General features: G+C 43.4%; 15 protein-coding genes and 1 pseudogene. 11 read left to right on the forward strand and 5 right to left on the reverse strand.

Translation table 11 applies throughout. The features are described from left to right. Window positions 1–38 precede the first annotated feature (38 nt). From JCM19039_RS09395 to asnB, 4 genes and pseudogenes are all read left to right on the forward strand, one after another. On the forward strand, window positions 39–299 hold the full coding sequence (locus tag JCM19039_RS09395) for an RNA polymerase sigma factor (protein WP_042426331.1): 261 nt from the start codon (window positions 39–41) through the stop codon (window positions 297–299). A gap of 22 nt (window positions 300–321) precedes the next feature. Next, window positions 322–585 (forward strand): RNA polymerase sigma factor, encoded by a 264-nt coding sequence (locus JCM19039_RS09400; protein ID WP_042426333.1) that lies wholly within the window; start codon window positions 322–324, stop codon window positions 583–585. Continuing rightward, window positions 575–1,327 (forward strand): hypothetical protein, encoded by a 753-nt coding sequence (locus JCM19039_RS09405; RefSeq protein WP_152550154.1) that lies wholly within the window; start codon window positions 575–577, stop codon window positions 1,325–1,327. Before JCM19039_RS09400 ends, JCM19039_RS09405 begins: the two co-directional genes overlap by 11 nt. A gap of 97 nt (window positions 1,328–1,424) precedes the next feature. Beyond that, window positions 1,425–3,214, forward strand: a pseudogene (gene asnB, locus JCM19039_RS09410) (asparagine synthase (glutamine-hydrolyzing)). 1,256 nt (window positions 3,215–4,470) lie between these two features. On the opposite strand, the gene JCM19039_RS25390 reads toward asnB, so the two are convergent. The 3 genes from JCM19039_RS25390 to JCM19039_RS09425 form a co-directional block, all read right to left on the reverse strand. Further along, a complete protein-coding gene (locus JCM19039_RS25390) occupies window positions 4,471–4,629 on the reverse strand; it encodes a hypothetical protein (protein WP_238544986.1) in 159 nt (52 codons plus the stop codon). A gap of 8 nt (window positions 4,630–4,637) precedes the next feature. Next, entirely contained in the window at window positions 4,638–5,597 is a 960-nt protein-coding gene (locus tag JCM19039_RS09420) for an MFS transporter (RefSeq protein ID WP_052398674.1), read from the reverse strand. 64 nt (window positions 5,598–5,661) lie between these two features. Continuing rightward, the gene (locus JCM19039_RS09425) at window positions 5,662–6,189 is read right to left on the reverse strand and encodes a TetR/AcrR family transcriptional regulator (protein ID WP_042426342.1); all 528 of its coding nucleotides are present in this window, start codon (window positions 6,187–6,189) and stop codon (window positions 5,662–5,664) included. 166 nt (window positions 6,190–6,355) lie between these two features. Between JCM19039_RS09425 and JCM19039_RS09430 the strand changes: the two genes are divergently transcribed. From JCM19039_RS09430 to JCM19039_RS09440, 4 genes are all read left to right on the forward strand, one after another. Then, a complete protein-coding gene (locus tag JCM19039_RS09430) occupies window positions 6,356–6,553 on the forward strand; it encodes a helix-turn-helix transcriptional regulator (RefSeq protein ID WP_042426347.1) in 198 nt (65 codons plus the stop codon). 2 nt (window positions 6,554–6,555) lie between these two features. Continuing rightward, complete coding sequence (locus tag JCM19039_RS09435; RefSeq protein ID WP_042426350.1) at window positions 6,556–6,945, forward strand: DUF2178 domain-containing protein; 390 nt, start codon at window positions 6,556–6,558, stop codon at window positions 6,943–6,945. A 13-nt stretch (window positions 6,946–6,958) separates the two neighbouring features. Further along, window positions 6,959–7,084, forward strand: coding sequence for a hypothetical protein (locus JCM19039_RS26460; RefSeq protein WP_255343648.1), 126 nt, complete (start codon window positions 6,959–6,961; stop codon window positions 7,082–7,084). 269 nt (window positions 7,085–7,353) lie between these two features. Continuing rightward, window positions 7,354–8,343: a phosphotransferase gene (locus tag JCM19039_RS09440; protein ID WP_042426353.1), complete on the forward strand. Its 990-nt coding sequence runs from the start codon at window positions 7,354–7,356 to the stop codon at window positions 8,341–8,343. A 38-nt stretch (window positions 8,344–8,381) separates the two neighbouring features. Here the strand turns inward: JCM19039_RS09440 and JCM19039_RS09445 are convergent, their stop codons facing one another. Continuing rightward, complete coding sequence (locus tag JCM19039_RS09445; RefSeq protein ID WP_042426354.1) at window positions 8,382–8,609, reverse strand: hypothetical protein; 228 nt, start codon at window positions 8,607–8,609, stop codon at window positions 8,382–8,384. A gap of 155 nt (window positions 8,610–8,764) precedes the next feature. Here JCM19039_RS09445 and JCM19039_RS09450 point away from each other — a divergent pair, with 155 nt between their 5' ends. Further along, window positions 8,765–9,190, forward strand: a complete 426-nt coding sequence (locus JCM19039_RS09450; RefSeq protein ID WP_042426355.1) for a hypothetical protein — start codon at window positions 8,765–8,767, stop codon at window positions 9,188–9,190. Window positions 9,191–9,239: 49 nt separating this feature from the next. Here JCM19039_RS09450 and JCM19039_RS09455 read toward each other — a convergent pair whose 3' ends face one another. Further along, entirely contained in the window at window positions 9,240–10,181 is a 942-nt protein-coding gene (locus JCM19039_RS09455) for an alpha/beta fold hydrolase (RefSeq protein WP_042426356.1), read from the reverse strand. An 828-nt stretch (window positions 10,182–11,009) separates the two neighbouring features. Between JCM19039_RS09455 and JCM19039_RS09460 the strand changes: the two genes are divergently transcribed. Further along, window positions 11,010–11,471 (forward strand): HXXEE domain-containing protein, encoded by a 462-nt coding sequence (locus JCM19039_RS09460; protein WP_238544987.1) that lies wholly within the window; start codon window positions 11,010–11,012, stop codon window positions 11,469–11,471. 262 nt (window positions 11,472–11,733) lie between these two features. Further along, the gene (locus JCM19039_RS09465) at window positions 11,734–12,360 is read left to right on the forward strand and encodes a hypothetical protein (protein WP_238544988.1); all 627 of its coding nucleotides are present in this window, start codon (window positions 11,734–11,736) and stop codon (window positions 12,358–12,360) included. Window positions 12,361–12,557: the final 197 nt, after the last annotated feature.

Below are 12,557 nucleotides of genomic sequence, written 5' to 3' on the forward strand. Positions count from 1 at the left end.
GTCTATTACTTATGAGAAGGCAATTTGAGGTGAAGGCTATGGATGATTTTCATTGCGTTGAAGCGGCTCTTGCTGGGGATGATGGCGCACTTAAAACATTGCATGATCGTTATGTTGATCATATCTTTCAGTATGCGTACATGAGCGCCAACAATTATCATGATGCAGAGGAAATTACACAAGATGTGTTTTTGAAAATGGCTCGTGCCCTGCATACGTTTCGTGGCGACAGCAGCTTTAAGACGTGGTTGTTTAAGATTAGTCGTCATTGCGTGATTGATTATTACAAAAAAAAATAAAAACAATAAATCGGAAGCTTTAATGGAAATGGCCTCTGCAGAGGAATATTCGATTGAGAAAGCGATTGTTGATAAAAGTGAATTCGATGAATTGGTCATGTGTATGCGAGAGCTTTCGATCGATCAGCAGACGGTGATTCACTGTCGTTACATTGAAGAACTGACCATCAAAGAAACAGCAGCCGTCATTAACAAATCAAGTTTATCTGTGAAGGCTTTACAACACCGAGCACGTAAAGCATTGCGAAAGCGGATGGCAGAAAGGGGGAGCGATCGTGATGCGTAATTGGGATGTATTGATTAAGCAGCGAATTGGGGCGCCAGAATCGTTGAAAACAAAAACGTATGCAAGTGCGTTGGAAGGGATTAGCGATGCCCGCAAAAGACAGCGATCCCACGCGCCTAAACGGCGAAGGAAGCAGATGATCTTTGGTCTTGGTGGTGGAGCAGTCCTTATTGGAGCACTCATATTTACGCTCGTTACCGTCGTTCCAGAGTCTGTTCGTCCAGAGTATTCATCAACACAACTTCCTGCCGAGGGTCCCCCTGCGGAAATACCTGCAACGTACGGTCTTTCTGAGCGACCTGATGAACGAGAAATTACGATTGAACAAGAAGGCATGCCATCAGATGTAAGGCAAAAGCTTGTTGATGATGAAGACTTACCTTTCTCGTTTTACCTACCAGAATCGGTTGATACTGACGTTCAGGACGGTGAAGAAATTCGTGCGGATCCGATCCATGTTCAAGTTTTTAATGGAGATGAAACCGATGATTTTGATGCGTATGCGAATGAAATTGATACACCTGTAGAAAGCTATTCAGACAATCCTTTTGAAAATCTCGGAGGAACTGTGATTGATTACCAAGATTATGAGCGAGGGTACGCTTACTTGATTGAATACGACGAGTATACGATTGCAATCACATCCATTGCAGAAACGATCGAAGCGATAGAGGGAAGATTACACATCGAAGAACAACTGGTCGATAGTTGGGAATGGAAGGAAGCAACCGTGCCAAATTAGTGCAAAGGGGACAAGCGAAGTGTGTGGAATTAACGGTATGATCTCTTTTCAAAATGAGGCGATCAATGTAAAAGATCTTTATGCGATGAATGAAAGGATGCATCATCGGGGACCGGATGATGACCAGGTGTGGGTAAAACAACCCGTCGGGTTCGGCTTTCGTCGTCTTGCCATTATTGATACAGAAGGAGCGATACAGCCACTCAAAAATGAAGATGGCACATTGCGCCTGGTTTGTAACGGCGAAATATACAACTATCGTTCATTACGGTTGGACTTGGAAGCGAAAGGTCACCAGTCGCCACGAATGGTGATGCGGAAGTGATCGTACATTTATATGAAGAGTACGGAAGTGACTTCGTTAAAGAACTGCGGGGGATGTTCGCTTTTCTTTTGTGGGATGACGAAAACGAAGTGCTTATCGCCGGAAGAGACGCGTTTGGCATCAAGCCTCTTCTCTATACACGGGACGGAGAGCGAATGTTATTTTCATCTGAAGCGAGTAGTTTAGCGAGTGTTATGGATCGTGACGTCCAAGTGAATCATGAAAGTTTGTCTCACTATCTTACACTTCAATATGTTCCGGGAGTTGAAACGATGACAACGGGTATCAATTCGTTAAAACCCGGGCACTTAATGCACGTCCAACGAAATGGATTAGTGAGCGTCGAGAGTTACTGGCAACCGTGTACACAACACGAAGCGGCTTCATACTCATCGGAAGAATGGAAAGAACGGATTCGAACAGTGATGGAGTCATCCGTCAGTCTACACATGCAAAGTGACGTTCCAATTGGTAGCTTTTTATCCAGTGGCATTGATTCCACCATCATCACGGCGCTTATGCGAGAATTAGGGCCCCTTCATACGTTTTCTGTCGGCTTTGAAGGTGAGCAAAATGAATGTGTCGTTGCTAGAAAGACGGCAAAAATACTCGGCACTCATCATCATGAGCGAATCATCGGTGAGGAGGAATTTTTCCAGTTAGCAGAAGAAGTGATTCAAAAGCTGGACGAGCCGGTTGCCGACCCTTCCGCTGTACCTCTTTATGCATTATGTGAAATGGCGAGTCGGGAAGTAACCGTCGTTCTGTCTGGTGAAGGAGCGGACGAGCTGTTTGCCGGTTACCGGATTTATCAAGAGCCGATGGCACTTTCCAAAGTGAATTGGTTACCAGGGGTAATGAAACGATCCGTCCAGAAGGTGTTAAGCCACCTACCCTCATTCTATGGAAAAAACTATCTTACGCGGGCGATGACACCGATTGAACAGCGCTTCGTAGGAAACGCAAAAATCTTTACCGATGATAAAGAAATCATCTTAAACAAACGTTTGTTTCATCATAAGATCGAGGGTTTACTCGCTCCATATTATGAACAAGTCACTCATCTCAATCCTGTTAGACAGATGCAATATATCGATCAAAACTTCTGGCTCCCTGGCGATATATTAGCGAAAGGAGACCGGATGTCAATGGCTCATAGCCTTGAACTTCGGGTGCCGTTTTTGGATAAAGAGGTGTACGATGTGGCGAAAACCATTCCGACGGAGTTGCTCGTCACAAAAAAGACGACGAAAGCATTACTTCGAGAAGCATTTGCCGATCTTGTGCCTGACCATGTACTCCATCGCCCGAAACTCGGTTTTCCTGTCCCGTTGCGTGATTGGTTGCGAGGGTCGCGTGGAGAGCAATGCCTCGAAAAAATTTACGAAGCAGGTGTTGGCGACTACGTGAACCTTGCCTATGCCAAACAGCTCGTCGAAGAACATCAAGCAGGCATTGCTGACCACAGCCGAAAAATCTGGGTATTGTACGTGTTTGCCGTTTGGTATGAGCAGAACATCGGCGTCAGACAGTCCGATGTATCTGTGGAGCAGTTCGTTTAATAGCTTATAGAAACGGCGTGTTAACCCCCATTCGATAGTGACGAATGAGGGTTAGTTGTTTCTCACTGAATTTCAGTAATCTATATTAGGATGAAATGAAGAAGTCCACTTGTTCTTAAGGTTGTACTCCTCCTTTCTAATCAGAAGAGCCAACAACATGTCAGCACAGGGTCGTTCGGTTTACCATCGGCACCTTTGGTTGCCAGCTCTTGAGTTTGGTTATAAATAAACAAAGTTGAAGTTCAGTGTAGAAGCGAACGTTCATAAATCGTCGACGATCAGGTAAACTGCGATGTTCAAAGCGATTTAGATTACGAATCACCTAGAAATTCCCAATATGATTGATTTTCACCGCCGCAGATGCAGAAAATCGTGCAAAACCGATCTATATAGAATGGACAATCTTGGGAACAGATTACCGGGTCACCTATGCATCCCCGCCACAAAGTACCCACATTCTGTCGGCGCGAGCCGCGCCGAACCGAGTTCGATTTGGCTTCGGCCCCGCTGGGGCCGACGTGTCGTTGGCACTTCAGCCTGGAATCTGCGCGCAAGTTTGGCGAAATCGGCGCTAAAATTAGTGAAAAGCTCAAACTTGCGCGCAGAACGGTCATTCGTCTTGACCGCATGTGCCGCCATCCCCTGAGGCAACGGTTCAGAGAACCATCCTTTGCATTTCCAAGCCAAAAACCTAGCAAGACGTCGGCGTGAGCCGCGCGGAACCGAGTTCGATTTGGCTTCTGCCACGCTGGGGCTGACAGCTTGCTCGATTATGGGCATCGAATCTGCGCTCCAGTTGGAACAAACTGCGCGCAAGATGGCACCCCGATACCCCTCCAACCCAACAGCGCAAATCAGGAAAATGTTAAGTTCATTCTATATAGATAAGTTAAGTTAAAGAAATTCTATAATTGGTTTGAAGGGATTGCCTACCGATCGCAGTTAAATAAGTGGTGGAAAAATCATCGTTGATCATACAGTGCGACGTGAGCGTATTTTATCTGCCGGTGGTAGAAATGTTATTTGGTAAGGAATGATGCGCAGCAATGTAAAAATAATGTATTCTGCATTCGCGATATAGAGATAGTAATTTACAGTATATGGATTTATTTTTTCCTAGATTGTACCTCCAAGAACGTGCGTACCATTATCTAGGATTGGTTTCTCTTAGTCGTGGCTACGAGGGACAGAGGTGTCCTTAGTATGAAAATGACGGTATTCCTTGACCCTGATTGACCAATTTGTAGTTCAAACGCCTACGGGATGTCGTTCGTGTCCTTCACCGGGATGAATAAACCAATGACGCCCACACATGCGAACAAGATAAAGGCAAATGGATAGGAGCTGATGTCTATAACCATACCGGCGATAGAAGATCCTAAAGATTGGCCGATGCCTAAAGCTAAAAAGGACATGCTCACACCTAGCGCTGGCAAATGGGCAAAGGTTCTCGTTGCCCAAACGATGAGTAAGCCAGTAAGGAAGATATATGCTCCACCAAAAAGGCAGGTGAAGTGTAGATGGCCAACGGAGTGTGAACCGTTAGCAGTGCGACAGAACTTAACAACGTCACTAAAATCATCCGATACGATAAACTGAGTCCGATTTTTTGTATCAAACCTCCAGCGACACCTCCGATTATACCCGCTGCGCCTACGACAATCCAAAAGAGAACACTTTCATTTGCGGTCATATTGTACTGCTCTGTAACAAAACTTCTCGAAAACGTCCAATAGATGGATGAGCTAATACCGACGATGACCGACGCTGCGATCAGTGACCAACCGTTTCGCAGCGTGGACGTCCAATCTACGTTTGTCTGGTCAAGATGTCGATTCTCATAAGCATTAGGAATGATACGTTTGTTCCATAGGGTCACGACAAATGCGACGATAGCAAACATGAAAAACGATAGTCGCCAATGTTCTGTGAACAGTAGCACAACAGGGCCTGTGAGGATAATACCGAAACTCGTGCCACTATTGATCCACGTATTTGCTTGGTCCACTCGTGTGCGGGTGAATGTTTGATAAGCCATTTGACTAAGCGCCGGTGATGCAAGACCGCTACCTAAACCGGCAATAAATACGCCCGCGCCAAGGTGCAAAAGTGAGGTGGATGTGGCCATACCGACCAGTCCAACCACGGCTGTTAGCCCCGCCATCTCGTTGACCGACTTAAAACCAAACCGACTGATCGCAAACGATGAAAAGAATAAAGCGATTGAGTAGGATATATAACCAACAGAACCCACCAACCCGCCATCACTGGCATTCAAACCGAGTGTATTTGATATGTCGGGGAGGAACATTCCGAAGCTAAGACGTGCAAAGGCATAAGTAACGGCAATCATGGCAAGACCGGGCACAACAATTTTCCACATGAAAAAGACTCCTTTTTATATAGAACGATCACTATATTTTTAAGTGAAAATAAAAGCGTATTCCCTATGAATTTGGGAACAACGCTTGGACCGAATATCGCAACTCTTCGGCAACTTCGTTGAGCGCAAACACTTCTGCTGAGCTGGTAGCTCCTTCAAATAACAGCACTAATCGTAACGATTCTCGTTTCGTTAATCCGTGTTTATGAAACAGTTGAAACAAGTGGGTTTTGTGCTGTTCTACAAATGCAACAACCTCATCATTGATCGAGTTGTATTCCTCTTTTGCTCTTAGAAACATGCAGCCATTCGCTTTATTTGCAGCGGTCCACTTGAGGTGAGCTTCTGTGAAAGCATGTGGAATTGACAAGTCATCGCTCCGGCTTGCCATATTAAGTGACTCAAAATACCTTTTTTCTCGCCGTTTTAGAATTTCTAAAATCAGGCTTTCTTTTGAATCAAAGTGATTATATAACGTCATTAAAGAAACGTCCGCTTCCTTAATGAGCTGTTTTAAACCAACAGCATGAAATCCTTGATGACTAAAAAGCAGCTCTGACCGTTGGAGCAGTTGTTCACGTTTTTTGCTCATCGCATATACCTGCCTTTATATATAGATCGATCACTCTATTTATAATAAAATAAACGTTGGAAAAAAGCAATAAATGAGTATTTTGTAAAACAAACTTGTCAGTAAAATTAGCTTTACTTTATAGTATGAATAGAATGCGAGAGGGTTATTCGAGATGAAAAATTGAATGAAAGAATTAAGGAAACTATATGGGTGGTCGCAAGAAGCATTGGCCAAACAGCTAAGTGTGTCACGCCAAACGGTTATATCAATCGAGATGGGAACATATAACCCCTCGTTACCGTTAGCGTTTCATATCGCTCGTTCATTTGAGATATCCATTGAAAACGTATTTATTTTTGAAGAAGTAGATCAGGAGGAATGATGATGGTCATGAGAAATGTTGGATTTCGCATCTTTTTTATCGTTGCGAGTGTCATATTTTTAGGATATGCCTTTTTACTCGTCTATGCTGGAACTCAAAGTAGCACAGGTTTACAAGGAACTGAGTTTATCCAATTTGGCGTGGCGACGATGTGTTTTTCACTAGCTTATTTGTACCCACAATTTAAAGTGAACGACGAACGCACACAGAAAATTAAAGAAAGAGGCATGTTCTATACATTTCTTATTATGATGGGGGTTTTTATCGCATTAATGACGCTATCTATGGCAGACGTTATTCATTTTAATGGCATGCAAACCGTCGGAATCATCACAGCGATCATGATTAGTGTCGTATTTCTTTCATTTGTCGTTTTGTCAAAGAGGTATTAATGGATGAAGGACGATGATGTGTAGGCCATATTTCCGGCTTATTGAAAAAGTGAAAATCACTGTAACGAGTGTCGCGGTGGTCGTCTTTCTCTTAGCGAGAGTAGCGTATATGGCTGTTGTGCAGTTCGTGCAACAGTAAAAAACTGATCATTTCAAATGAATATTACATTTGGAGGATCGATCGTTGTCATTACAGCCTATTGGAGCGGTTTTGTTCGGTGCAATAAGTACTTTGCATATTTCTGGTTGCACCATTTTCCTAACCGTTGATCACAAATCTTGAGCGATTTTTTCATACCTAAAAAAGCTTATTCATAGTCGAGGGCCAGTAACGATCGTACTGTTATTGGTTTTATTTTTTAATACAATAGATATAAAGAGTAACGGTATGTAAAGGAGAGTTGAAACGTGAGTGAGGAATGGAAACAGAGGAGAGCAGTTGAGCTCCATAAATATTTAGTAGATGGCAGCTATTACTTTGGTGATGAAAAGAGAATGATTTATAAGGATGAGCAACGTCTTCACCCCGTCGTTTCAGCAAAAATGACCACGATGAACGAATCGCTTGAAATAACGGGTGAAGGCGAAAAGCAATTTCATGGTTCGATCCTTTGGTTCTCGAGCAACGGTGATTGTAAAATATTTTCTGCCGATGAGGTGCTGACTGTGAGTTGCAGTCGGGACACGTACGATAGAAAAGTCGCGAATACGGCTCATTTTTCTCAGTATTTTCGCACACCACCGATCATCGCCCGTAATGCAAAACAAAGAACGATCGTTGAGCCGTACATTGAACCGACTTTACACACTCAGCCACATAAAAAGGACACAATTGACACCATTCTTACCGATTATGCAAATTACTTTACTTCAATAAAGGGTGATGCACGTTTCACAAGACAAACGATGAATGAGTTGCTTAACCGTAGTGGAAATCGAATCCACCAACGACTCTTTGAGCAAACTGCGGCGTTAATCGACCAATCATTGTTTGACACAAACTTCCCGTATATCCCGTTGCACGGGGATTTGTGGACGGACAATCTACTAATAACCGAAGACCGAGCCGGGGAGAAAGAAGTGTGGTACATCGACTATGATACGTCTGGGCAGTACGTATTTTTTTATGATTTCTTTAAGTTTATGTGGAATGAATTTGATGTGAATAACGATAATTCTAGTGTGATGGCTTATTTGCATGGGGAGTATGATGAATATTTTGTAAGGGTGTTTCGAGTGTTTGACTTGAACTATGATCCGACACTCCGGGCATCGTACTTTTGCTATTTCTTCTTAAACTACATGCTTGATGAAACAAGTATGCTGCCATTTGAAGTGAAGCGTGGAGAAATGATCGATTTTGAAAGAAAGCTTTTGCCGAGGCTAGTAGCAGAGTAGAGGAAGTCCCGAAGTGGGAAGCTTCCTCTTGTTGTAGACTACCAAAACAGCGGAGCAAACGTCATAATGATGAGAATTAAGATACCGACGACAAGAGGAATCTTCTTATGCTCGTTGTTACGACTCAACATTAGAATTCTTCGAGTAACCGCAAAGCCGATGACGCAGAGCGCAACAATAAATAGTGGAGACGAACGGCTCAAGATAGCGGCCAAAAATAATACGTACCCCGTAATCGGTAGGGCGCGGTCGAGCAGGAAGCTCATCGTATTCACCTCATATAGATGTTGTAAATAGCGCTACATCTAATTATTGAAGAACGTACTCTGATGCTCAAGATCCCATTTAAAGAAAATTATATCATGGAATGACGTACAACCTTCCTCCACCTTGTTACAATGGGAGATTAGAGGGGGACTACATGACTGTACTAAAAAGCATCGGAAAGAAGTTGCTCGCCGCGTTTCTTTCTCCATTTTTATTTATGTTTGCTCTTTTAGCGTACAATCTTTTTCATCAAGGTGCACAGTCGCTATCATTTCCAACGATCTTCAATGCCTACGCTATCATTTATTTTATATTTGCTTGGCCGATGTATATCTTTCTAGCCATTCCCGCAGCTTTTTTCATTGAGCGCATCCGATTTGGCTTTCAATGGGTGTATTACATGGCGGCGAGCGTCGTCGCATTTGTCTTCATCGGTGTTGTAAAATCTGCGATAAACCGTAATCAATATTTGGACCTGGAATTAGGGTTTGGAGACGTTTTCTTAGCAAGTATGGCAGGGTTAGCCTTTTACTTTTCTACAATAATCATCGATCGTATATCGAGAGCAATGCTGAAGTAATTAATCGGCGAGGAAATCGAACAACAATTCATCACTATCTCGTTTAGCCTCAACGTTTGCTTGGGCGGTGCCGCCGAGTGCCATCCCGCATAGTAAGGGGACATGCCAAATGAATGGCCGGCTTCTCGGTAAAGGACAACCTCGCTTGGCTACCAAGTGCCTCGCCAATCTGCCGAGCGGCTGTGTCGCCTTGCCACATTTCATCTTTTTCTCCGGCAAACAGAAGTGCTCGACCTTCGAAGTTTGACGTGTTAATACGTGCGCTTTCCCGGTTCTTCGCATTTTCTACGGCACTTTCATAAGTGTCACGATACGCAATCGGACTGGCAACGAGCATATCAAACATCGTCGTAAACATCGTAAATCCATCCACACCATCAAAGTTGATATATGGTAACTCTTCACCTCCCCACGTCCAAGAAGACCCAGTGTCGGCACTAAATTCCAACCCCATATACGTATACTCACTCGGGGTGTACAAGACAAGCTTCTCAATCATTGGATAATAATTCGTTAAGTTCAGTGCGAGCTCTGCTCCTTTTGAATAGCCAATGACTGTGACAGCTGTTTCCTCTAAATCAAAAGTTTTGAGAAAATCTGAGAAAAATTCTAGTGGAACACGGTTAAGTGTTTCCGGCTGATTAGAGGCTCCGAAAAAGAATAATGCATACGTCTCGTAGCCCTCTTCCGCAAGTCTTACAGCTTCTTCGAAATTGCTACTGCCTTCCGAGCCTCCAAAAAGAACAACTGGTGGAGCGTCGATCGGGTCGTCTGGCTGAAGGTGGAACCCATTTGCCAGACCATCTTCAAAGTGAGTAATCTGACCGTTAGAGAAAGTATCCGGATAAGCTTCGTAATCATGGAGATTAACAGTCGCTTCTTCATTCCATTGATACGTAGCGTGGTTGTAAACACGCATTCCAAAAATCGATAACACAGCTAACAATAGTAAAACTGCGAACACGGATAGAACCTTTAAAAAACGTTTCATCATTTTACACCTTTCTCATGTTTAGTGACGTTCTTTATCCAGCGTAGAACATCACGTTACGTGATGTTCAAGTGCAAATGATATTTCTGTTGTAGATAGAATGAAATTAAGATTCTCCTATTTTGCGCTGTTGGGTTGGAGGGGTAGCGTGGTGCTGGGTGCCATTTGCGCGCTCGTTTGCCTAGTTTAACGAATTTATGCGCTTATTCCGCTAAACTTGCGCGGAGTTTGTTGTTGTTTTCCATTTCGGGCGGATGCTTGTACTCCAGAGCACAAGGGCAACATCGGTGGTCAAAGTACGCCCACCGTGTTTTCTATGTAGTCCAGACTATAAGGTCAACATTGGTGGCCAAAAGACGTCCACCGTGTTTTCTTTATACTCCAGAGCACAAGTGCAACACGGTTCACGTTTCTGCCTACTGGTTACGGTGTGGAAAGAAGTCCAAATGCACCATATATTCATTATTGTGACACTTGAGAAAGAAAATCATGATTTTAAACGTGGATGCGCACATAAACGGAGTCAACGGTCACAAATTTCGATATATGTGACCGTTGAGGGCCGAAATTGAACGGTTTGAGGGCTGGTTTGTCACTTAAGTAAGAGGTCATCACATGCTTGCGCCAGGTGGTGACGATCGGTCACGTCTTTTTACCTTTCGGCATACGTTTTCCGTGTTGCCTGCAACCCTTGCAGTGAGGAACAACGATCGATATCGAAGTGAGATGAACTTCAACAGTCGATAGGTAGGCGTTCGCCTGTAAAGACCAATCTCGGTCATCGAATTCAGTGAAACTCTTTCGTTCAACTTATGTAGATGAAACAAAATGTCAAACCGATGCGTAAAAGATGTATGTCGGGAAAGGGAAGAAGTCATTATGGAAGATACGCTCGGTGTAACGCTTGTATGGCTTTTTGTTATTTTGTTCATGTTCCATGATTTTGAAGAGATCATTACGGTTGAAAAATGGGGAGCGCACACGAAGCATTTGGCGAATACACGTCTCAAACAATACATATGGAAGTTTTGGAACATCAGCTCCCATGACTTTGCAAAAAGAGACGTATTCATTTTGTTAACAACAACAGGGGTCACGCTAGTTAAAGTATTTTTTGCTGGTAATGGATGGGTTGATGGATTGTATATTGGTTTCTTAATTCTCGCACTCCTTCATCATGTCGTTCATGTTGCTCAAACCATCATTTTGAGAGCATACACGCCTGGGTTGTTTACGGCGATTGGGCTTTTGATTCCATATACACTTTATCTGCTCATATATATGTTGTGAGCGATTTGAGAAAAGAGCATGTCATTCATTACGCGCAAGTGTTCGATTCTATAGACCCGTCGCGACCCGTTTCTCTCTATTCATGACAGTGACACGTATTTTGGTGTTAATCGAAGGATATTTGTGTCTAAATTAAAGGCACATACGTACAAACTTCTATGTAAGAATGAGATTTGGTGATTGCTTCACTTATTCAAAAGAAAGAAAGTGAGGGTGAGCGTCGGTGTTCCGATTTATGCGAAGAAGGAAGCGACAGAGGACGATGAAAAAAGTGAAGAAAGGGGACGGTCACTTATTAAAGAAGTATCAATTTTGGCACATATTTACACATTCCTTGTTTCATATCGTTATTAAGAACAATGAGAATACAAAAACGATGTATGCGATAAAATCGAGCTACTTCGCTGACGAACCTAAAGTTGATTTATACCGTGAAGGAAAACATGAGGCGTTTTCAAAACTGCCAGCCGCATTCCCTATAGAAAATGGCGTTTTAGAAATTAGTAGTGGGGGCTACGGGATTAATCGGATACATTACGCAACGGAGAAAGATGAATCCTTTTCGGTTTATCCGGACCGACGTTCCATTCGAGGCCTACGAATGTGGGTGCACAAGCAATTCCCATTGTTTAGTAGAGTGATTGGCGGTCTTGCAGCAATTGTTCTATTGGTTTCACTTGCCTTAAGCATCCCGCAGCTAATCGAAACGATAAGTGATGTCCCGTGGGTGACAGAGAATGTAGGCACTTTCACATCTCCCATCACGTTGTCAATACCAGTGAATGCCTTAATCTTTGGGGCAGGTGCACTGGCAGGATTTGAGCGAGCGCTTATGCTGCGTAGTCACTGGCTTATAGATATGGAAACAAGCGGCTGGGAAGGCGAGTGACGGTCTTTTCGGATGAACAAAAGACTGGCAGCACCTGTGTGAAGTTCCAGCTGAATAAGTTGAACGAAACAATTTCTTTAAGAACCAATGGTAAGCTTGGTGAAGTGGATACTGTGCTCGAGTTGCGACCGATCTGTTCTCAAGTTGGGGAAAATCGCAGCAAAAGCGGTATATTCTCATAAACTAGGGAACAGAAT

Source organism: Geomicrobium sp. JCM 19039 (assembly GCF_000698145.1).
In the GTDB taxonomy this organism is placed as follows: Bacteria; Bacillota; Bacilli; order Bacillales; family Marinococcaceae; genus Geomicrobium_A.

What these genes read in the sequence shown, in the direction of transcription:
- JCM19039_RS09395 (WP_042426331.1), top strand. Translation starts at nt 39, where the DNA reads ATGGATGATTTTCATTGCGTTGAAGCGGCTCTTGCTGGGGATGATGGC.
- JCM19039_RS09400 (WP_042426333.1), top strand. Translation starts at nt 322, where the DNA reads ATGGAAATGGCCTCTGCAGAGGAATATTCGATTGAGAAAGCGATTGTT.
- JCM19039_RS25390 (WP_238544986.1), bottom strand. Translation starts at nt 4,629, where the DNA reads ATGTCCTTTTTAGCTTTAGGCATCGGCCAATCTTTAGGATCTTCTATC.
- JCM19039_RS09420 (WP_052398674.1), bottom strand. Translation starts at nt 5,597, where the DNA reads ATGTGGAAAATTGTTGTGCCCGGTCTTGCCATGATTGCCGTTACTTAT.
- JCM19039_RS09425 (WP_042426342.1), bottom strand. Translation starts at nt 6,189, where the DNA reads ATGAGCAAAAAACGTGAACAACTGCTCCAACGGTCAGAGCTGCTTTTT.
- JCM19039_RS09430 (WP_042426347.1), top strand. Translation starts at nt 6,356, where the DNA reads ATGAAAGAATTAAGGAAACTATATGGGTGGTCGCAAGAAGCATTGGCC.
- JCM19039_RS09435 (WP_042426350.1), top strand. Translation starts at nt 6,556, where the DNA reads ATGGTCATGAGAAATGTTGGATTTCGCATCTTTTTTATCGTTGCGAGT.
- JCM19039_RS26460 (WP_255343648.1), top strand. Translation starts at nt 6,959, where the DNA reads ATGATGTGTAGGCCATATTTCCGGCTTATTGAAAAAGTGAAAATCACT.
- JCM19039_RS09445 (WP_042426354.1), bottom strand. Translation starts at nt 8,609, where the DNA reads ATGAGCTTCCTGCTCGACCGCGCCCTACCGATTACGGGGTACGTATTA.
- JCM19039_RS09450 (WP_042426355.1), top strand. Translation starts at nt 8,765, where the DNA reads ATGACTGTACTAAAAAGCATCGGAAAGAAGTTGCTCGCCGCGTTTCTT.
- JCM19039_RS09455 (WP_042426356.1), bottom strand. Translation starts at nt 10,181, where the DNA reads ATGAAACGTTTTTTAAAGGTTCTATCCGTGTTCGCAGTTTTACTATTG.
- JCM19039_RS09460 (WP_238544987.1), top strand. Translation starts at nt 11,010, where the DNA reads ATGTCAAACCGATGCGTAAAAGATGTATGTCGGGAAAGGGAAGAAGTC.
- JCM19039_RS09465 (WP_238544988.1), top strand. Translation starts at nt 11,734, where the DNA reads ATGAAAAAAGTGAAGAAAGGGGACGGTCACTTATTAAAGAAGTATCAA.